General features: G+C 37.2%; 19 protein-coding genes and 1 tRNA gene. 11 read left to right on the top strand and 9 right to left on the bottom strand.

The annotated features are described in order from the left end of the window. Positions 1 to 330: 330 nt before the first annotated feature. The 3 genes from murA to G466_RS0106675 form a co-directional block, all read right to left on the bottom strand. Positions 331 to 1,638: a UDP-N-acetylglucosamine 1-carboxyvinyltransferase gene (murA, locus tag G466_RS0106685; protein ID WP_026812967.1), complete on the bottom strand. Its 1,308-nt coding sequence runs from the start codon at positions 1,636 to 1,638 to the stop codon at positions 331 to 333. Between the two features lie 15 nt (positions 1,639 to 1,653). Further along, positions 1,654 to 2,307, bottom strand: a complete 654-nt coding sequence (locus G466_RS0106680) for a DUF4290 domain-containing protein (RefSeq protein WP_026812966.1) — start codon at positions 2,305 to 2,307, stop codon at positions 1,654 to 1,656. A gap of 93 nt (positions 2,308 to 2,400) precedes the next feature. Beyond that, complete coding sequence (locus tag G466_RS0106675; protein ID WP_026812965.1) at positions 2,401 to 2,688, bottom strand: DUF493 family protein; 288 nt, start codon at positions 2,686 to 2,688, stop codon at positions 2,401 to 2,403. 103 nt (positions 2,689 to 2,791) lie between these two features. On the opposite strand from G466_RS0106675, the gene G466_RS0106670 reads away from it, so the two are divergent. From G466_RS0106670 to G466_RS0106650, 5 genes are all read left to right on the top strand, one after another. Then, the gene (locus G466_RS0106670; protein ID WP_026812964.1) at positions 2,792 to 3,334 is read left to right on the top strand and encodes an AAA family ATPase; all 543 of its coding nucleotides are present in this window, start codon (positions 2,792 to 2,794) and stop codon (positions 3,332 to 3,334) included. Then, complete coding sequence (locus G466_RS0106665) at positions 3,334 to 5,235, top strand: RecQ family ATP-dependent DNA helicase (RefSeq protein WP_026812963.1); 1,902 nt, start codon at positions 3,334 to 3,336, stop codon at positions 5,233 to 5,235. Before G466_RS0106670 ends, G466_RS0106665 begins: the two co-directional genes overlap by 1 nt. Next, positions 5,235 to 6,182, top strand: a complete 948-nt coding sequence (gene fmt, locus G466_RS0106660) for a methionyl-tRNA formyltransferase (RefSeq protein WP_026812962.1) — start codon at positions 5,235 to 5,237, stop codon at positions 6,180 to 6,182. The genes G466_RS0106665 and fmt overlap by 1 nt, the downstream gene beginning before the upstream one ends. 176 nt (positions 6,183 to 6,358) lie before the next feature. After that, positions 6,359 to 6,631: an HU family DNA-binding protein gene (locus G466_RS0106655; RefSeq protein ID WP_026810360.1), complete on the top strand. Its 273-nt coding sequence runs from the start codon at positions 6,359 to 6,361 to the stop codon at positions 6,629 to 6,631. A 112-nt stretch (positions 6,632 to 6,743) separates the two neighbouring features. Next, positions 6,744 to 7,304 (top strand): YqgE/AlgH family protein, encoded by a 561-nt coding sequence (locus G466_RS0106650; protein ID WP_026812961.1) that lies wholly within the window; start codon positions 6,744 to 6,746, stop codon positions 7,302 to 7,304. A gap of 15 nt (positions 7,305 to 7,319) precedes the next feature. Here the strand turns inward: G466_RS0106650 and G466_RS0106645 are convergent, their stop codons facing one another. Together G466_RS0106645 and G466_RS0106640 are read right to left on the bottom strand one after the other, a co-directional pair. After that, positions 7,320 to 8,165, bottom strand: coding sequence for an aminotransferase class IV (locus tag G466_RS0106645; RefSeq protein ID WP_026812960.1), 846 nt, complete (start codon positions 8,163 to 8,165; stop codon positions 7,320 to 7,322). A gap of 52 nt (positions 8,166 to 8,217) precedes the next feature. After that, positions 8,218 to 8,601, bottom strand: a complete 384-nt coding sequence (locus G466_RS0106640) for an START-like domain-containing protein (protein ID WP_026812959.1) — start codon at positions 8,599 to 8,601, stop codon at positions 8,218 to 8,220. A gap of 142 nt (positions 8,602 to 8,743) precedes the next feature. Between G466_RS0106640 and G466_RS0106635 the strand changes: the two genes are divergently transcribed. Continuing rightward, positions 8,744 to 8,817: transfer RNA gene (locus tag G466_RS0106635), tRNA-Met, on the top strand. Positions 8,818 to 9,553: 736 nt separating this feature from the next. Here G466_RS0106635 and recD2 read toward each other — a convergent pair. Beyond that, on the bottom strand, positions 9,554 to 12,094 hold the full coding sequence (gene recD2, locus G466_RS0106630) for an SF1B family DNA helicase RecD2 (protein WP_051315552.1): 2,541 nt from the start codon (positions 12,092 to 12,094) through the stop codon (positions 9,554 to 9,556). Positions 12,095 to 12,301: 207 nt separating this feature from the next. Continuing rightward, on the bottom strand, positions 12,302 to 13,141 hold the full coding sequence (locus G466_RS23060; protein WP_051315551.1) for a M23 family metallopeptidase: 840 nt from the start codon (positions 13,139 to 13,141) through the stop codon (positions 12,302 to 12,304). A 62-nt stretch (positions 13,142 to 13,203) separates the two neighbouring features. On the opposite strand from G466_RS23060, the gene G466_RS0106620 reads away from it, so the two are divergent. From G466_RS0106620 to G466_RS0106600, 5 genes are all read left to right on the top strand, one after another. Continuing rightward, positions 13,204 to 14,427: a hypothetical protein gene (locus G466_RS0106620; RefSeq protein ID WP_026812957.1), complete on the top strand. Its 1,224-nt coding sequence runs from the start codon at positions 13,204 to 13,206 to the stop codon at positions 14,425 to 14,427. A 123-nt stretch (positions 14,428 to 14,550) separates the two neighbouring features. Further along, positions 14,551 to 15,393: a hypothetical protein gene (locus G466_RS0106615; RefSeq protein WP_026812956.1), complete on the top strand. Its 843-nt coding sequence runs from the start codon at positions 14,551 to 14,553 to the stop codon at positions 15,391 to 15,393. Between the two features lie 66 nt (positions 15,394 to 15,459). Then, positions 15,460 to 17,016 carry a DUF3991 domain-containing protein gene (locus tag G466_RS0106610; protein WP_026812955.1) on the top strand — a complete coding sequence of 519 codons (1,557 nt, stop codon included), beginning with the start codon at positions 15,460 to 15,462 and terminating at the stop codon, positions 17,014 to 17,016. A 90-nt stretch (positions 17,017 to 17,106) separates the two neighbouring features. Continuing rightward, on the top strand, positions 17,107 to 19,632 hold the full coding sequence (locus G466_RS21560; protein ID WP_051315550.1) for a type IV secretory system conjugative DNA transfer family protein: 2,526 nt from the start codon (positions 17,107 to 17,109) through the stop codon (positions 19,630 to 19,632). 20 nt (positions 19,633 to 19,652) lie between these two features. Continuing rightward, a complete protein-coding gene (locus tag G466_RS0106600; RefSeq protein ID WP_026812954.1) occupies positions 19,653 to 20,051 on the top strand; it encodes a hypothetical protein in 399 nt (132 codons plus the stop codon). Positions 20,052 to 20,061: 10 nt separating this feature from the next. Here G466_RS0106600 and G466_RS0106595 read toward each other — a convergent pair whose 3' ends face one another. Then, positions 20,062 to 20,406, bottom strand: a complete 345-nt coding sequence (locus G466_RS0106595; RefSeq protein WP_157373822.1) for a DNA-directed RNA polymerase subunit alpha C-terminal domain-containing protein — start codon at positions 20,404 to 20,406, stop codon at positions 20,062 to 20,064. Between the two features lie 21 nt (positions 20,407 to 20,427). Next, positions 20,428 to 20,666: ATP-binding protein (locus tag G466_RS0106590; protein WP_026812952.1), on the bottom strand; the 239-nt coding region annotated here is incomplete at its 5' end.

Here is a 20,666-nt window from a genome sequence, read left to right as displayed (position 1 = left end):
ACCTGATCCTGCAAGGTTTTCCAACCTTGTAGGAATTGTGATAATGTGCACATGAATTACACTTATAGTTGAAGAGCGAAAACAAAAAAAAGATATAGCGGAAAGAGCGGCCCGATAGGGAAACGCCCAACTTTCAATTAATCCAGGAAAAGTGGCATTCATTGTGATTATACCAGATCGCCGCCGCCAAGCGAATAAATCATAAAGGAAATTAGTGTTCCAAAATATTTATAAGGAAGGGAACATATACATAAAATAAAACTCCCATGAATCAACTTCACGGGAGTTTTATTTATATTCTTACAAACTATAAGGTTAAAATAAGCAACCTTATACTCTAGTTATTTTGGCTCCTATAGCTCTTAGACGGGTATCTATATTCTCATACCCTCTATCTATTTGCTCAATATTGTGGATAGTCGAAGTACCTTTTGCAGACAAGGCAGCTATCAGTAGGGAAACACCCGCACGAATATCTGGTGAAACCATGGTGGTAGCCTTTAAGTTGGACTTAAAGTTGTGCCCTATTACGGTGGCTCTATGTGGGTCGCAAAGGATAATTTTAGCGCCCATATCAATCAATTTATCTACAAAGAAAAGTCGACTTTCAAACATTTTTTGGTGTATTAAAACCTCCCCTTTTGCTTGTGTAGCCATTACTAGGATAATACTTAACAAATCTGGAGTCATCCCTGGCCAGGGTGCATCCGATACCGTTAAAATAGAACCGTCTATATAGTTTTGTATTTCGTAACCATCCTTATGCTCAGGGATAAATATATCATCTCCCCTACGCTCTAATTGTATGCCTAGTTTCCTGAAAACGGTAGGAATTTGCCCTAGATCTTCCCAGCTTACATTTTTAATGGTCAACTCACTTTTTGTCATGGCTGCCAAACCAATCCAGCTACCAATTTCAATCATATCTGGAAGCATTCGGTGTTCTGTACCCCCTAAGGATTCTACTCCTTCTATTTCCAGTAGATTAGATCCAATACCACTAATCTTTGCCCCCATTCTATTGAGCATCTTGCAAAGCTGTTGTAAGTAAGGCTCGCAGGCCGCATTGTAAATAGTGGTTTTTCCTTCGGCAAGTGAGGCTGCCATTACTATATTGGCGGTTCCAGTTACGGAAGCTTCATCCAATAGCATATACGTTCCTTGCAAACGTTCTGCCTCTACCCCGTAAAAATGTTCTTCTTTATTGTACCTGAAATTGGCTCCCAATTTAATAAAACCTTCAAAATGGGTATCCAATCGTCTTCGTCCTATTTTATCGCCTCCCGGTTTTGGAATATATCCTTTTCCGAAACGAGCCAATAAGGGTCCAACCAACATAATTGAACCTCGTAATCCGCGTCCGTCTTCTTTAAATTGGGTAGATTGAAGGTAATCCAAATTAACGTCATCTGCTTTAAAAGTATAGGCACCTTGACCTTTTTTCTGGACTTTTACCCCTAAATCCTTTAATAAGGAAATTAATTTATTGACATCTACAATATCTGGAATATTGGTTATGGCTACTTCCTCTGAAGTAAGTAGTACTGCACAAAGTATTTGAAGGGCTTCATTCTTTGCCCCTTGTGGCGTTATCTCACCATGCAACTGGTGACCGCCCTCAATTTTAAATGTTCCCATAAAAGGTGGAAAATATTAGTAACGCTTTTTACCGCGAGGATGATTTCTTTGAGATTTTTTTGGTGAAGAGTTTCTAGGAGTCTTAGCTACGCGGTTTTTTAAAAATTGACCACTTTCTGTGAGGTTCTCCCCTTCACTAGCAAGGTCTATCTGCCCGTCACTAAGCTCATATAAATGTTTAAATATGTTCTTATCTTCTACAGTGTCCTTGTTCCAATTTAGGTAACACTTCTTCATATGATTGGCAATGGCGTACTCTAAGCCTTCCCGTTTATCACCTTTTTCCCATTTTACGGCAACATCTATCATCCTTTTGATATTATTACCATAAAATCTATATTTTGGGAAATTTTGCGGATATTTTAATGGTTCTGGTCTTTTTTGCAATGTCTCCTTGGAAGTAATTGGAAAAGGGGATTCTACGTTCAGTTTAAAATCTGACATAATGAAAAGCTGGTCCCATAATTTGTGATGAAAATCAGGGACATCACGCAAGTGCGGCTGAATATTCCCCATTACACTAACGATAGCATTTGCCACCTTATTTCTCTCTTCATCGTCCTCTATGGAAACCGCGTAGTCCACCATTTTTTGAAAATGACGACCGTATTCGGGTATAATAAGCTTTGAGCGCTCAGTATTATATTCTAAGTTTTCTACTAAATTCAAATTGAAATGTTTTTGCTAATGATTTATGTTATGATAAGAGAAGTATTCTTAATAACGGTTGCAAATTAATAAAATTATGCTAGATATGCTATTTTATAGCGATATTACCCCTTCTATCTTCCCTACTTCCTTGTATTTTTCAATAACTTCGTCGGGATTGTTTAGATTAACCGTGATGGATAAACTAGTATATTTGGCGTTCTTAGATGTTTTGGATTCTATTACAGCCCCAGTATTATTAAAACAATCTTCTATTTCCTTTATTTTCAATTCATTGGTAGGAACAATAAACTTATACAAGTAATTGGAAGGCCACTTACTAACTGATGATAATTGTTCTTTTAGTCGACTATAAAATTCGTCCTCTGTATTTTGATCCATGCCCTTTTTTTGGCAAATATATAAAGTATCCTTGTCAATTTTTTAATCTTTATGGTATTTCCTTACTTTGCAAGACTATTTATGCAACTCTAAATTTCATTATTTGAATTCTAAAAAAATTGTCATCACGGGTGGACCTAGCACCGGCAAGACTTCTATCATCAACAAAATAGAAGCACTTGGATACTTCTGTTTTGAGGAAATTTCCCGAGAAATTACTTTGAAAGCTAGAGAAGAGGGAATTCCGCACTTGTTTAAAACAGACCCTTTACTTTTTAGCCAACGTATTATGGAAGGGAGAGCCAATCAATTTAAAGAGGCAGAAAAAATAGATGAGCCAATAATTTTCTTTGACCGCGGCCTTCCAGATGTCACGGCATATATGGACTGCTTTGGTCAGGCTTACGGACCGCATTTTGTGAAGGAATGCAAGTCCCATAGGTACGACGTGGTTTTTTTACTCCCTCCATGGAAAGAAATTCACGCTTCGGACAATGAGCGATATGAAAGTTTTGAGGAAGCTCAGCGCATTCATTCATTTTTAGAAAAAACCTATAGGGAATACGGATACACCATTATTGAAGTTTCCAAAGGAACCGTGGATGAAAGAGTTACTTTTATATTAAATAGCTTAAAAAATATCTAGTGCCACTGCAGCCCAAGGAGATTTTGCAAAAATATTGGGGGTTCCAGGATTTTAAAAATTCACAGGAGCAAATTATCCATGCTGTATTAGGCGGACAGGATGTAATGGCCCTACTTCCTACAGGTGGTGGAAAATCGATCTGTTTTCAAATTCCTGCATTGGCTAAAGAAGGAATCTGTATAGTGGTATCTCCCTTAGTTGCCTTGATAAAAAACCAAGTAGAAGCATTAAGGTCTTTAGGAATAAAGGCTATTGCATTAACTGGTGGAATTTCCCAAGAAGAGGTAAACCAACTTTTAGATAACTGTTTATACGGCAATTACAAGTTTCTATACCTCTCCCCAGAGCGCTTACAACAAACCCTGATTAGGGACCGTATTCAGCAGATGGACGTAAACCTGATCGCTATAGATGAGGCACATTGTATATCGCAATGGGGCAACGATTTTAGGCCCGCCTATCTAGAGTGCTCAATAATAAGAGATTTAGTGCCCAATGTGCCCGTAATAGCCCTAACAGCCACAGCAACTGATTTGGTTGTCCAGGATATTTGCGAAAACCTAAATCTTAAAGAGCCCCTAAAAATAAAAGACTCTTTTGGTAGGGACAATATTGCCTTTAATGTGTTTTGGGATGAGGATAAAAACTATAGGTTAAGGGAATTGTGCCAGGAAGCTAAATCAAGCGTCATTGTTTACGTTCGAAATAGAAGGATGACAGTGGAAATAGCCAATTATTTAACTAAGTTAGGGCACACGGCCACTTTCTTCCATGGTGGAATCAGCACAAAGGAAAAAGAGGAGCGATTAGACCATTGGTTGGCGAACAAAGTAAAGGTAATGGTAGCTACCAATGCCTTTGGGATGGGTATAGATAAGGCCGATGTTGGCCTGGTTGTCCACTACCAGATTCCAGATAGCATGGAGAATTATTTTCAGGAAGCTGGGAGAGCAGGACGTAATGGGGAGCCGGCTCTCGCTGTGATGATCTTAAACCAAAAGGATGAATCTCAAGTACGCAATCAATTTTTAGGGGCATTACCCGATGTGGCGTTTATAAAACTCCTCTACAATAAGCTTAACAATTATTTCCAGATCCCTTTTGGGGAAGGCAGCTTTGAAATCTATCAATTGCCCTTTAACTCCTTTTGCGACACCTATAAGTTAAATAGCAACCTAACTTATAATGGCCTACGGATATTAGATCAAAACTCGGTGATCTCCCTTACAGAATCTTTTTCTCAAAAAACCACCATCCGATTTATAGCTTCTAAAAGGGAAATATTCGATTATTTAGACATACATAAAGTATCGGCTCCCATCATACAGACCATTTTACGTACCTATGGAGGAGTATTTGACTTTAATACTAAAGTAAATGTGCTATTAATCGCTAAAAAAGTCAATAAATCAGAAAAAGAAGTGATACGTACGCTAGAAAAAATGGAGAAGGACGAAATTATTGACTACCAAGCACAGCACAACGACTTAGAGATTACCTTTTTGGTCCCAAGGGAAGATGAGCGGACCATTAACATTTTTGCAGGTAAAATAAAGCAGATCATCGCCATAAAAACGGAAAATGTAAATCAAATTCTGGCCTATGCAAAAAATAGTACGGTTTGCAGGAACACACAACTACTTTCCTATTTTGGTGAAAAAACATCCTCAGACTGTGGTAAATGCGATATTTGTATTCAAAAGAATCCCGTAGACCAACATATTATTGCTATTATACAAGAGGATATAGTTAAGCACTTAGCTATAAACAGTCAAAGTTCCAGAGATTTAATCCGTATCCTAACATATAAGGAGAGTTCCGTTATTTTAGCGTTACAGGGATTATTGGAAGACGGGAAAATCAAAATAAATTCAACAAATCAATACGAAATAAACAAATGATGGAAAAACCGAGAATCGTATTTATGGGTACCCCAGATTTTGCAGTGGCCACTTTAGCAGCCTTGCATAAAGAAGGTTTTCCCATAGTAGGTGTAATTACCGCCCCCGACAAACCTGCTGGTAGGGGAAGAAAATTAAACGAATCCGCTGTTAAGAAATATGCCACCGCTAAGGGATTAACGCTTTTACAACCCACCAATTTAAAAGATGAGGAATTCCTAGACAACTTAAAATCCTTAAAACCAGATTTACAGGTGGTAGTCGCTTTTAGAATGCTACCTAAGCTAGTATGGGCAATACCTACTATGGGTACGTTTAACCTTCACGCTTCCCTCCTACCCAATTACCGTGGGGCAGCACCTATAAACTGGTCTATTATAAACGGAGAGAAAGAGACTGGAGCCACCACTTTCTTTATTGATGAAAAAATAGACACCGGTGAAATATTACTACAGGACAGTACGGCTATTAGCAAGGAAGATACCGCGGGATCCCTACATGATCGATTAATGGTGCTTGGAGCCAAACTTGTAGTTAAAACGGTAGAAAAGTTAATGACGGGGGAAGTAAGTCCGAGAAAACAAAAAGAGGATGGCCAATTAAAACTCGCACATAAACTTCATAAGGATACTTGTGAATTGGCATGGGACCAACCATTAAATAAGGTTTATGATAAAATTAGAGGATTAAGCCCCTACCCAACGGCTTGGAGCACTCTTTATAATGGAGAGGACAAATTAACCATGAAAATTTATTCAGCAACTAAGGAAGAAGTGAAACATGAGGTGGAGTTTGGTGCTATAAGCTTCACTAAAAACGAATTAAAGGTTGCGGTGATGGGAGGTTACATAAACCTACTAGAAATTCAGCTTCCAGGAAAACGAAGAATGACGACTAAAGAAGTATTAAATGGATTAAAACTAGAAAAAAACGCCTTTATGCGCTAAACCCCCATGTACATTGATGTAGCGAGAAATGTACAATTAGTCCAACTTTATCAACAATGACCCGAAGTTATTAACAAAATTAGCGATTTACCCCCGTTTTACTTGCGTTACTGCCAAATCCGTATAATTTTGTTGAAGTATTAAAATATAAATAATAACAATTAATTATTGAAATTATGAACAAAACAGAATTAATAGATGCAATGGCAGCCGATGCTGGCATTACAAAAGCAGCAGCAAAAAAAGCATTAGAGTCATTTTTAGGAAATGTTGAAGGTTCTCTTAAGAAAGGTGATAGAGTATCTTTAGTAGGTTTCGGATCATGGTCTGTATCTAAAAGAAATGCAAGAGAAGGTAGAAACCCATCAACTGGAAAGACGATTCAGATTGCAGCGAAAAATGTTGTTAAGTTTAAGGCAGGTTCAGATTTAAGCAATTCTGTAAACTAGTCATACGCTAAGAATACTTCTAAAGCACTTCTCAACAGAAGTGCTTTTTTTTTATAAAAAACCCTTTTATATTACATTAAATTCATTACTTTAGAAGATATAAGAGAATATTATGATTGCGGAAAAACCAAAAAAAGGCAAACTACTTATTGCCGAGCCTACTCTTTCTGGTGATGTTTCCTTTCACAGATCTATTGTACTGCTTGCAGAACACAATAAGGAAGGATCCGTTGGTTTTATCCTAAATAAACCTTTAAACTACAATATTAGCGATCTAGTTACCGAGATTGAAGTTCCTTTTAGGGTGTATAATGGAGGTCCTGTCGAGCAGGATAATCTTTATTTTATCCATAAGGTGCCTGAATTGGTAGAAAATAGCATCGAAATTTCCGATGGGATTTATTGGGGAGGTGATTTTAACAGCATTGTTGAAATGATCAACAATAAAGTAATATCAGAAGATGATATACGATTCTTTTTAGGATATTCTGGCTGGTCTTCTCTTCAATTGGAAGCAGAGCTCAACTCTAAATCCTGGATTGTGGTAGAAAATGTGTACCATTGCGCCATCATCCAAAAATCTGCAAATGCATTTTGGAAAGAGAAGATGTTAGAATTGGGGGGCAATTATCTAATATGGTCCAATTCTCCTGAAAACCCTAATTTAAACTAATTTCAATACCCTTCCTTAGGTCAGTCTTGCTGCAGCATTTAATTTACCTATCAGATCCAAAGCTACGGTAGTAGCATATTCCTTCTTCCTATATTTACTAATTGGCTGGATCCCTACAACGGCATTGGTTATAAACAGCTCGTCTGCCTTTTGAAGTTCAAATGGTGAAATAGGGGCTTCTTCAAGTACATAATGATCAAGATTTTCTAGAATACCGATTAATTTTTTGCGGATAATCCCATTTAGACAACCGTCTTTTAATGGCGGGGTTTTAATATGATTGCCTTTAACTAGGAAAAGATTTCCATTAAGGGCTTCCACCACCATTTTATTGTTATTTACAAGCAGACAGTTTTGATATCCATTTTCTTTCGCAAAAACACTCCCTACCACATTTATAAGCTTATTATTAGTTTTTAATGTTGACAACATATCGGGATTGACATAAAAGTCTTTAAAAAGCTCCACTTCGTATGCTTCCGCATTAAGAACAAAAAAGGGAGATTCTAGTGCAGAAGCCTCAATAATATAAGAAACATCATTAGTATTGGGTAAATAGAATCCGCCATCATTCCTAAAAACGGTCACACGTACACGTGCCGGACTTTCCTTCAACGTATTTTCGGTAACTGATTCCATTATCTGTTCCTCCAAGAATTCCATGGTAAAGGACATTGGTATTTCCATACGTAAAATACGCATAGAGGCCATTAGTCTAAGATAATGGTCTTCCCAGAAGAACAGTTTACCATTAACCACCCTTATGGTTTCAAAAAGGGCATCACCGTAGCGTAGTCCTCTATTATTGTGGTTTAAAAAAAAAGAATCTTTGGAATGGAGGTCTCCATTAAAATTAATCATAAAAAAAGCCTTGAAAAATCAAGGCCAAAGATACATTTATTTCACTAAAGGATTAAGTAGATCCCAAAACTTGTTTTAAACTAGACACTTGGTTTTCCCAGAGCATTTTAGCTTCGTCTACTTCGTCTTCTTCAGCAAAATCGGTAATAAACAAGGAGACATCCTTAGTTATTTCGTCAACTATAATTCGCATTTCAAAAAAACTTTCATCTTCCTCGGCGACCCAGGTAAATTTAACAAACTCCTCACTTTTGCGTTTTAGCAATTTTGCCTCCTCTTCGGAGCCATCCCAAATAAAATTGAACTTCTCACCTCTAGAGTTTACGTTATCGGCAAACCACTCCGAAAGCCCTGAGGGAGTGGATATATATTGATACAGAAGCTGTGGTGAAGCCTGTATCACAAATTCAACTTCAAATTTAACTTTATCGTTCATTACTATATAGTGTTTAATGGTTGTCAATATATATATTTATATAGGATAAAAAAATAAAAGAAGAATATTAATTTTTTTACGTTCTAATTTTGAAAGACTAAAAATTAAACTATATATTTGCAGCCGTTTAAAAAACCAAAATGGCGAGGTAGCTCAGTCGGTTAGAGCGTCGGATTCATAACCCGGAGGTCTCGGGTTCAATTCCCGATCTCGCTACAAGTAAAATAAGGGAACCCAGGAGATTTGTCTTCTGGGTTTTTTTATTGGGTACAACATAGGTACAACATTTTGCCCTTTTACTGCCTATTATCCACCAACTTATACATTTTCAGAACGTCTTATTCTTTGGCGAAAGCTCTACCTCTATTGGTTTTTTTAGGACCTTTTCAATAGGCAAATGATACGTGATTGGGTAATTTAATATTCGCAGATAGGATAACACTTCTTTCAAAAACCAGTATAATTTGAATAGTTTTACTTTGTCCCGCCGCGTCTGTTTTCCGATTTCTGTTTGATAAAAGGATCTACTTTACATTTTTTTACAGTATATCCTGACTCAAAAAAGCTTTATGAGACGGATATTTTATTTGTTTTGCATAAATAAATTGCAGAGTGCATCCTGTAAACAGATTTAATTTCATGTGATAGTATATAGGACTCATCCTTTGTTTTGCTTCAATCCCTTAAAACTTCCTGATACTAGCAGAACATTATTAACGAAGATTTGGACCTCGCACTGTATATGTTAATGAGTGTTCGATTTAACTTTATATCATACAAAGCTTGTAGGATTAGTAAACTATCTCAGGGCAAACCCATGAGGCATTTTAGAGGAAAAGCACTTTAATTTTCAAGGCAAGCCTCGGAGCATTTAATCTCGATTATCGAGTAAATTAAGGCGCAATTAATTTCTTGCCCTTAAGGGATTTAACCAATAAATAGTGACTAGAAATTATATATCGTTTTGTACGATCGTCTTCAGCATCGTTTTTCTAGTACGGTTATCAATATTTCTAACCGCAATACCCAATGCTTTTCGAGTTCCAACAAATATTGCCATTTTCTTAGCCCTGGTAAGTGCCGTATAAATCAAGTTTTGATATAGCATATTGAAATGCTGCAATACTACAGGAATAATTACCGCATCAAATTCACTCCCTTGAGATTTATGGATTGTAATGGCATAAGCCAAATCTAGGTCTAAAACGTCTTGCTTTTCGTAATGTACTTGCCTTTCATTTTCGCCTGTTTGATAGGTGATTTCCATACAATTCGATTGGTGATCAATAGCAGATATAAAGCCTATATCGCCATTGAAAACTTCTAAATCGTAGTTATTTCTTCGCTGAATTACTCTATCTCCAGTACGAAATGTACGATCACCAATATTTAAACTTATTACACCTTCTTTTTCAGGATTGGCAGTTTCTTGTATGAGTTGATTCAAACTACGTGTTCCCATACTTCCAACGGTCATAGGGGTAAGTATCTGCACTTCCGTATGCTCCCCCAATCGCTCTTTAATTGTTTTAGTATAGAGCCTTACCGCCATTTCCGATGCGGTAAATCCATAATTAATGCTAGACCAAGGGTGGATGTTTTCTACAATCCCTTTTAATGCTTCCGCATTGGATTCCGATCTCATTAGCGATTCAATATTTGTATGCAAGAACTTTTTAGGAACATTAAAAATGTAAGAACGGACCCCTGTTCTTTTTAAGTTTTCAATTTCTTCTTTACTAGTAGTGTTTATATAAATATCGTCTTCTTGGGTTATAGATTTATAGCTGTCATCCAATTCTTCATCTCCCTGCTCCCGGATAAACGCTATACCCTCCTTATCTATTACGTATCTCATCGACTTTCTTATTTTCCTAATAAAAAGCATTTGCTCTTTGGTGGCTTCTTCCGAATCGATAAAAAGACAATCTATTTTTTGATTCCAGATGTCGGGAACATGAATGGGCGATTCTATTCGAGGAATTTGGCGGTGTATTATCTCATGTGCAAATTTTATAATCTGGCTTTCGTTGGCCTGTCTAAATACTTTTCTCAGATGAAAACACGGCACTTTTTCACTTTCAATTAAGTCTTTCAACACATTACCAGCTCCTACCGATGGAAGTTGATTAGGGTCGCCAATAAAGAGTAGTTGCGCCGAAAGAGGGATCGCCTTTAGAAGAGATGCAGATATGGAAATGTCGAGCATGGAGCTTTCATCGATTATGACAAAATCCGTATCCAGTTGATCTTCCTCGTTTTTCTTGAATTGTCCTGTTTGCGGTTGCCAAACAAGCAAGCGATGTATGGTTTGTGCTTCTGCTCCTATGACTTCACTCATTCGTTGGGCCGCTCTGCCCGTGGGTGCTGCGAGTGTTACTCTTTTCTTCATCGCAAATAATAACTTAACCAACGCTTTTGTGGTGGTTGTTTTTCCGCAACCTGGTCCGCCTGTTAAAATAGAAAAGGGGTGTTGGCAAATCCCGAGAACCGCGCTGAATTGTTCATCACTTAAAGGAAATTCTTGAAGTTTGTTAAAGCGCTTCAACCAACTTTCCGCTCTTCCCGTATCAATGATCACCTCATTCTCAAGAAAAGACTGCGTAATTTTTGCGGTGTGCAACTCGTCAAAATATAAGGACTTTGAGTAATAGCATTTAACCGCTAGGTTTTCTTCTTGTTTTAACCGAACTTTTAAATCGTTATTCTTCTCCATTTGATTCACTACCTCTTGGCATAAATCACTATAGTTTTCATTTAAAAGCTTTTTTACTTCTTTTTGAATGTTTTCTAACTCTAAGTAACAATGCCCTTGCTCTCGTGCAGCAGAAAGAACATGACTTACTGCTGCTTGCATTCGTTTTGGGCTATCTTTTCCGATCCCCATACTTAAGGCTATATTATCGGCTGAAAAAAAACCAATACCATAAATATCCTTTGATAATTGGTAGGGATTGTCTTCTACAATTTTAATTGCATCGTTACCATACGTTTTATAAATCTTAACTGCAAATAAGGTGCTTACCCCATATTCTTGAAGAAACAACATTACATTTCTAATCTCTCTATGCTCCGTCCATGAAGATTCTATTTGTTCTAGCTTTGTTTGCGCTATTCCGGGAACCTCCTTCAACCTTTCAATATCACCTTCAAAAACATCCAAGGTATCTTTTCCGAAATGCTTTACGATCCGTTTGGCTATTTTAGGACCAACTCCATATATCAGACCAGATCCAATATATTTTTCCAATGCCGATGCGCTGGAAGGTTTTCTCTCAAAAGTGTTTTGTGACTTAAATTGTTCCCCATACTTAGCATGATGCACCCATTCCCCTTCAAACTCCATTGTTGCTCCGGCAAACACATTTGCTTGATGCACTGTTACTGTTTTCAATTCATGGGGTTTATCAATAGGGGTAACCCTCAAGACAGTCCAACCGTTTTCCCTGTTATGATATGTTACTCGTTGTATTACTCCTATGAGTTTTTCCATGTTTCGGCTATAGTGTACATTTTCCAGCTAAAAATAAGAATTGTAAAATGGAATTTAATCGAATCATAATTATGAACTCGATTTTCAGGCTTTTTCAAATTGTTACAGGACATTATAGAAGCTTTTATTTCCGAGAATCACATTAACTTATAAATCCTAACTTTTGGCAATAGGAGCTTATAGTATTATAAATAATAAGAAAAGCACCTACTTCTCTCCTTCCGTTTCCAGGTTACCCATGAACAACTCATCGTAAATCTTCTTTTTAAGATCAAAGGAAGCTAGCGGATCAATTTTCACTTGGTTTTTTAATATCTCATAGTGCAGATGATATCCCGTAGAATTCCCTGTATTACCTACCATACCAATGATTTCATGCTGATCTACTGTTTGACCCTTTCGGACAAGGACTTTGTTAAGGTGTCCATACAATGTTTCAAATCCAAAGCGATGTTTAATGATAATGTGTGTTCCATAACCTTTTTTGGAATATAGGATATCCAGGATGGTACCTGATGCCGATGCATATACCTTTTTTCCTGGCGTGGTGGCCAAATCTATACCATAGTGTTTCTTCTCTTTTCGGGTAATAGGATGGACACGAATGCCATAGTTGCTTGTAATAGTAAAATTGTCTTTTTCCAACGGGACGGCTGATGGAAATTGCTCTAATAACTTAGGCCGGTACTGTAGGTATGTCTCCAAAGAGCTTATGTAAGAGTAATCGGGAATTTGGTATAGAAAACCAACTATTCGTTCTTCGATGGCCATTAACAATTGATCACGTTCCCTTTCTGTAAGGTTCTCACCAGTTGAGTTTGATTCTAGATTCACTTTAAGTCGTTCTCCATACCGGTCAATTGTTGCCGCACTGTCCTCAAGTCGTTGTTCTGAAACAAAAGGACTGTGCCATATTATATAGAACAGGCACATAAGAATAAGCAAGAGAAAATAAGCAAGCTCCTTCTTTCCAAAAGATTTATCCGGTTTTGGTTTGGTGATACCCGATTTTTTTCTCCATGACCTTGTGTAATCAAAAAAAACCATATATTTGTATTTATACGCAAAGTTACTAATATAATACAAATAACAACATATTTAATAATAGGATGAATAACTGGCTTAACAAAGACCACCTGATACACCTTCCAAATCTCTTTGAACATTTGGGGTTCCGACTCGTGCAATCCAATAATACCCACCATTTATTTAAAAACAGTGGGGATCACTATGTAGTTATAAATACCGAAATAGGATATTTCTATTATAAAGTACAACGTCCACATGAAAAACTTTCTGCATCCGACCTAATAACCGAATATGTATCAAAGGTTGAATCAGAAGGAAAAGAACTGATATGGGATAAGCTGGATAACTATTATAACAAAGTGTTGAAAACCGAAGGGCTATTGATATCGAATAACCCAGACAACACGCTTAAAATAGTTCAAAAGAACTTTAATCATTTTTTATCCTACCAATTACCGCTGGAAGAAGCTTTGGGGAATCTCTATCAGGGGGTGGACATCTCTACGCCCTTTATGGATCGTGTATTCCAAAACGATGAAGGTACCCCCCTATTTCCCTTGTTCAATTTGCAGAATGAGGTCTGCGGATACTTCCAAGATATGGGTAATAAGGTGGTTCCCTATGGGGAATCAGCTATAAAACATTCTCTTTGGTACTCCAATATCCCAAAAAAAATAGAGGGACTTTTTCTTTTTAGTGACCCCAAGGAAGCTTTGGCCTTCCATAATAAATTTCAATTAAAAAATGTAGTGTATATGGCGTTGGGAACAATCAATTCCCAAACAACCGATATACTTTTCCAGATACAAAGGCTAACGAAAGTGGACAAACTATTTTTAAGCTTTACGGGAAATAAAAAAATAGAAGGGTATTTACGGGACCTCCACTTTATATCCTATACAAACGATGCTGATTTTAATTTAACCTTGACCGATAGAGATATGTTATTGCGATTCCCTATGGGAAATGAAAAATCGTTCACCCGACTATACGACCATACAAGGCGTTACAATAAAGAGCTGAGCAAAAGCTTTTTGAAATTCAACAAAATAATAAACCAAAAAAGGTTAAACAAATACAGTATTATGATTTCCAAGGACAACGAAGTTATTAAGGTTCGGTTACCCCTAGAATCCAACGCGATCAAATTATTGGTTTGGTCGTATTACAAAAACTATCTCAACAAAACGATAGATATTCTAAAGCCAAAGTCAGACAATTGGTATACTGAATGGGAAAACACTCAAAATCAAGTCAGTGAAGGGAAGGAGGTGCAATTGAAAGAATATAGAATTGCCCTATAAAATGGAAAAAGGGCGCTCCCGCCCTCTTTCCTTCAAATTCCGTAACTCACAAATCACTCCTGATCTGAAAGTTATTCAAATGTAACAAATTCAAATTCCGTAACAATTAAAAATCACTCAAAAATGGAAAAGCAAGTAGAAAACACGATTCAGAAAGTATTCGTCAATGTCAACCAGGTTTGGCAAAAGGGCGAGGCGGTATCTTTAGATGATAAAACCTTCAAAATAAAATCCCGTAATAATCCGTCCTTTGAAATGTTAAAGAACAGTAGGAATGTTGAAGTCCGAAAAAGTTTGGATCAACAATTTGCTGAGGCCGACACGAAAAGACGTATGGAAGGGGCCTTTATAAGTTTTGAAAAACTGGAACCGAACATTCAAGAGTCTATTCTAGAAGGAAAGGAGCAGTTGATCGAAACCACATACATCAATGATGGTAAATTGAAGGAATCGATCAAGATGGTTCAAATGTTATATAACTCCACCTACGGTTCCAGACTAGACGTACAGATTAAACGTAAGGAACAGGTTAAGCTAGAAGAAGCGAATGCCTACCAATATCAATTTACCAAGGATGAATACCATGATATGGTGAACGAGGGCAAAACCATTCAGTTCACCGGCACTTCCTTAAACGGCGATACATTTCAAAAACTTGCCTATTATGAGCCAAAACTGAACGACATCCGTACAAAATCTGCTCTCTCTGCCAACATGTACGTTTTGGGTCAAATATTGACCAAACAACAAGCAGAAAACCTGAACAAGGGGGAAGAGGTAAAAATCACTATTAGAAAGACACAAAAAGGACCTTTAACCTATATGGTCAGATGGAGTGCCAAAGGCCAACGTTTTCTCTACAGAAATTTGGACAAAACCAATGTAAAGGAGAAAGAAGCCAAGGAAAATGTAACCGCTGAAGGCGAAAAAAAAAAGAATCAGCTTAATAACGCCTTAAGCATGTAATCCATTTATACTAACTCAATATAATAGTCGACCTGCTTGGCATGTCGGCTATTTTACTTCTTTCCAATGCAAAGCCCAAACTATATAGATGACCCTGATCATTATAAAAGATTGATTTCGAAAATCAATGCAGAGGCCAATTTTCCTATGTACTTACATCAGAATGGATATAAGTTAATAAAGAAAAGTGCAGGTTCTATGGAATTCAAAAACGATAGAGATCGCATTGTTCTGCAAACGGCCCGGGCCCCAGTAACCTATTTCAATCGAAACGACTCCCAGGATAAAGGACTTTTTTTCAGGTATTTGATGTTCAGAAATACTAATTTTTACAAGGCGGTGCAAGCCGGACTAGAAATTGTAAATGGGATTGGTTATTTGGGTAATATCCCTATGGAAGTACGAAATACCAATGCAACAAAAAAATCCTTGGAGGATAATTTTACTATTGCTGCTTTAAGTAACTCCAGTTATTTAAGGATACAACGAGGTATTTCTAGGACAACTTTAAACGATCCAATATTTAAAGGTCGTATATATAATGCTTATCCCAATGGGGAAAATGTCAATAAAATAGCCAACATTGCCTTTCCAAAGTACGATTTGGACGGTAATCCCCAAAATTACATTCTCTACAACAAATCATATAGAAGCAGAAGCGACAACAAAATAAAAAAGTTTCGTCTGGTACTGAATCAAAAGGATCATTTCCTATTCCATTCCAGCCCCATCAAGGAACCTTCAAAAATTATAGTCGCGGAAAGTAGCTTAGACCTCCTCTCCTACCACGAACTCCATGGTAGTCCCGATAATTTCTATGTCTCATTTAGTGGAAATTTGTATCAAAAAAAATTACAGTTTTTCGGTCAGTTAACCGAACCTTACTTAAAGTCAAATATGGTGACCTTAATATCCATCATGGACAATGACATCAAAGGTTATGAGTTCGACATAATGTTATTTTCCAGCCTTATGAACCTTTATAATCCGAACATATCTGTGGAATATTCTTATAGAAACGGACATGTAAGCCTACTGTTTAACTACTCTACAGGCGATGGGGTTTTATTGAACAATCAGGCCACATTTATAGAAGAAAAATTGACTGCCTATTTCAAAAGGGAAAAACTTATGTTCAATTTAGTCAAATGGGCAATAACTTCGGACAAGATTCTATTGGAATTCTACTTGCAAGAAATTATTAATACCATTCAGGCTGACGGAGACAAAAACCTTTTCAAAGCCTTATTAGAGACCATTAGCGAACTTTATCTACCGTTTAGGACCACTATTCATAAATCTAAAGGAAAGGATTGGAATGATGACCTTAGGGACTCCAAGAAGGAGAAATACATTAAGATGGAAACCGTTAGCCCGAATGAAATGGCCATTGGGGATAAAATTGAATTGAAAAAAATAAATGGGCCTCATGGTACTCCCAACATTGGCATTATAAAGGCTGTACACAACAATAGTGTGGAATGCGATTTTGGACTTAAATTTAACTATACCATTCCCTTAAATGAAATTAGCGCACACCTAAAGGAAAAGGTCCCTCTTACTCCTGAAAAAAGGAATGAAAAAATAAAGAAGAACAATGATTTACAAAACTTTATAAAATGATACCGATGGACCCTTATCAATAGAATTAAAGGAGAATCAATATGTTTTAATAATACACTAAATTAATTTCCGTAACACCTTAGATTCATCATGAATGACAAGAATCTTGCATTCTCGGCAATGTTACTATCGGCAACCTTATTTGCTACAATAGGATTTATGACCTATTACCCGATTGTGCAATATCTGGAATGGGATTCACAACTCTCCGTTATTATCCATGATTTCCTTAACCGATTTAAAGCTTTACGAGAGCCATTACCCAGTAGAGTTATACTAGTGATGGTCATTTTAGGGGCGGTAATGCTTTATAATCCCAGGAAAAAAGAGAACCGTTCTTTAATAGTGGGTCTTTCATATTTTTTAATTGGGTGTCTACTTTTATTTATCACAGGTTATTTTAAAGTCTATCATCTCAATTTACTTTGGTGTTCCTTGACTTTATATAGTATCGGTTTTCTATTATCCATTTCCGGTTCAGTACATCTTTTCCAAGTGATAGACTTCTCAAATGAGGCAGAAAATGATCCTTTCAATGACCAGAACGAAACGTTTCGGCAAATGGAAGATCGCATAGATACCAAGTATTCCGTAAACATTCCCTATGAGTACCACTACAAAGGCCAACTACGGCAAGGATGGATAAATTTTGTCAACCTATTCCGTGCTTTATTGGTCATAGGCACTCCAGGTAGCGGGAAATCCTTTGCCTTGATCGAAGAAATTATAGAGCAAATGATAGAAAAGAACTTTACGCTATTGATATATGATTTTAAGTTCGATACGCTTAGCAAGGTCGCTTATAACTATTGGCGCAGAAAAAAGGAACGCACAATCGATGCCAACGAGCTTTCCACACTACCTGTTTTCTATACGTTGAGTTTTGATAATATTGAGAAATCGCATCGCTGTAACCCCATTGACCCATATTTAATGCGTAACCAGACCGATGCCGCGGATGCAGCTACTATTATCATGAAAAATCTGAACAAGGAATGGATAAAACGCAGTGATTTCTTTTCCAAAAGTGCCATTAGCTTTGTTTCAGGTCTTATCTGGTACTTGAAGAAGAAATCCGAAGAAACTGGTGAAAATATCTGCACTCTGCCCCATGTCATTACGTTATCCACTATAAACATTGAATACTTATTGGAAATTATGATGACGGAGGTAGAAGTTCGTAGTTTGATGATTCCTTTCAAAGATGCCATGGAACGGCAAGCAGGTCAGCAGTTGGCCGGCCAAACCGCAAGTGCCCAGATATCCCTTTCCTTGCTGGCCAGCAAGGAAATCTATTATATCATGACCGGTAACGATTTTAGGTTGGACATCAATAATCCACAAAAACCAAAAATAGTCTGTATTCAGAATAATCCCGACCGTTCAGAAATCTATGCCGCTCCAATAGGCCTGTATATCAATAAGATTTTACAGGTAGTAAACAAACCTGGTTGTAGGCCATTAGGTCTTATTTTAGATGAACTACCAACGGTTTTCATAATGGGCCTGCGAAAGATAATCGATACTGGAAGGTCTCATTATGTGGCCTCGGTGTTGGGCATTCAAAGTATTACGCAGTTGATAGCAGATTACGGTAGGGAATTGGCGGAAGTCATCTTCGACAACTGCTCTAATGTATTTACTGGGGCCGCTAAAGGGGAAACAGCACGTAGGATCAGCGAAATATTTGGGCGTATCCATCAAGAAAAAAAGAGCAAGGCAATATCCAACAATGATACTACAGTCAATTTTAGCACTATCCTTTCGGAATTGCTGCCAAAAAGCAAGATCACCAGTATGTCTACAGGCCACTTCGGAGGGATTGTGGCAGATACCTTTGAAAATCCAATTGAACAAAAACTGTGTTTTGGTTTGCTTAAACCCAATATGGAATCCAAAAAGATCCAAGGGAAATACGAAATACCTATCCATACCAAATTTAAAAGTAAAAATCATCAGGAATTAGTGGAGTCCAAACTAAAACTGATTCACAGTCTTAACTTTTTTGAGATAGTGCAAAATCTTGATTTTAGTAAGACTAATTATTTAGACTTTTATACTAACTACACCCAAAAATTTGCTACAGAACAATACGGTAATCATATACAACGAATGCAGTTTATTCCTTTGGCTCTTGAACTGAAATTGTTCGACCACCTTCAAAAGTTGGAGGAAATAACAAAAGATGATTCTGATGCTATACAAAAATTAGAAGGATATATTACTGCGCTGGTCGATCGAATGTACATAGAAAAAGAAATAGATAAAGTTCTAGACGCTAATTTCATGAAGGTAATCCATGATATCAATTTGCTTGTCGAACGGGAGTACATTCGTTGTACGGGAAATAAACCAAAGTTGGCAGTTTTTGACAAACAGAAAATAACCGATGAAATAGCGGCCTCTCTGGAGAAAAACGAAGATATTGCTAAAGATTTTATAAAAGAATATCGCAGTATGCCAAGTAAGGAGTTGGCGGATGCTTTTCGTAGGCAACATGAAATACCTATTTTTGAAAAAGTTTCAGCGATCAACCAAACGGACGTGGTTAATGGTTATTTGGGAATTTTGGAAACCTTATATTCAAGCTATCCAATAGAAATGTATAAGGAGTAATAAACAATTAAATAATATACATGAAAGATATAGACGAGATGATGAGAGCCTCCACTGAGGATTTTGCGTATATCAGCGAACGTTTAAAGATTATTCGCGAAGAATTGATAGAAAAGGATACTGGCAACAAGCGTTCAAGCGCTTTTTCCATTAAATCGATTACCGAACGTTTTGATATGGACTATAATACCTTGGTTAATGTAGAACGTGGGGCCATTTCCCTAACTACCATAAAATTGATTCTGTATTACTATTCCTTGGGCTATAACCCCGCATGGATTCTCTCTGAGGACAACGAATTTATTCCTAAAGACAATATTGGGGAAAATGTGGTGTACCAGGCAGATGTTCAAGAGGAGTACAGAGACTTGGAGACGGCCATTGTTAATGCCCTGACAGAGTTTAAGAAGAAGATTTAAAGTCAAGGTGCTACCTTTTCATCGGAAGGTTTACAAACAAACAAAGCTCTTGAAACTCATCGATAGTTTTGTGACCGGCATGTGGAGTTTTTAAAAGATCCCGCAAGGAAATCTTCGCTAGATCCTCGGTAGTACCTTCCAATACATCTATACCATCCATAGCTTTTAAAACGTTCATTGCGCGGGTTGATAAAGGTAAACGGTAGATTTTAGTATCCTTACTAACTCCAATGAATTTTGATAGGGAACCAACTTCTCCATCTACTTCACGGAAAAGTTCTGAAATTTGCTGGATATTCTGGTGATGTTGACCCCCTATTCTGGCCATACTGACCCCCCTAAGGATTTTGGTCAAAAAGATAAGTTAATGACAATATTACAGTTTTTTTCTTAGACTTTCTCCCTTTAATTCTATCCGGTGAGAGGTGTGTACCAGTCGGTCCAATATCGCGTCAGCGATGCTTGCTTCTCCAATAATATCGTACCAGCTTCCCACAGGAAGTTGACTTGCAATAATGGTAGATGATCTTCCATGCCGGTCCTCAATGATCTCCATCAGGTCCATTTGCTGTTTTCTATCCAAGTGAGCCAGTCCAAAGTCATCCAGGATCAACA

The sequence above is a fragment of the Arenibacter certesii DSM 19833 genome (assembly GCF_000429545.1).
Classification (GTDB): domain Bacteria; phylum Bacteroidota; class Bacteroidia; order Flavobacteriales; family Flavobacteriaceae; genus Arenibacter; species Arenibacter certesii.
The sequence above is the reverse complement of the archived record's forward strand: the minus strand, read 5'-3'. Positions and strand labels throughout refer to the sequence as shown.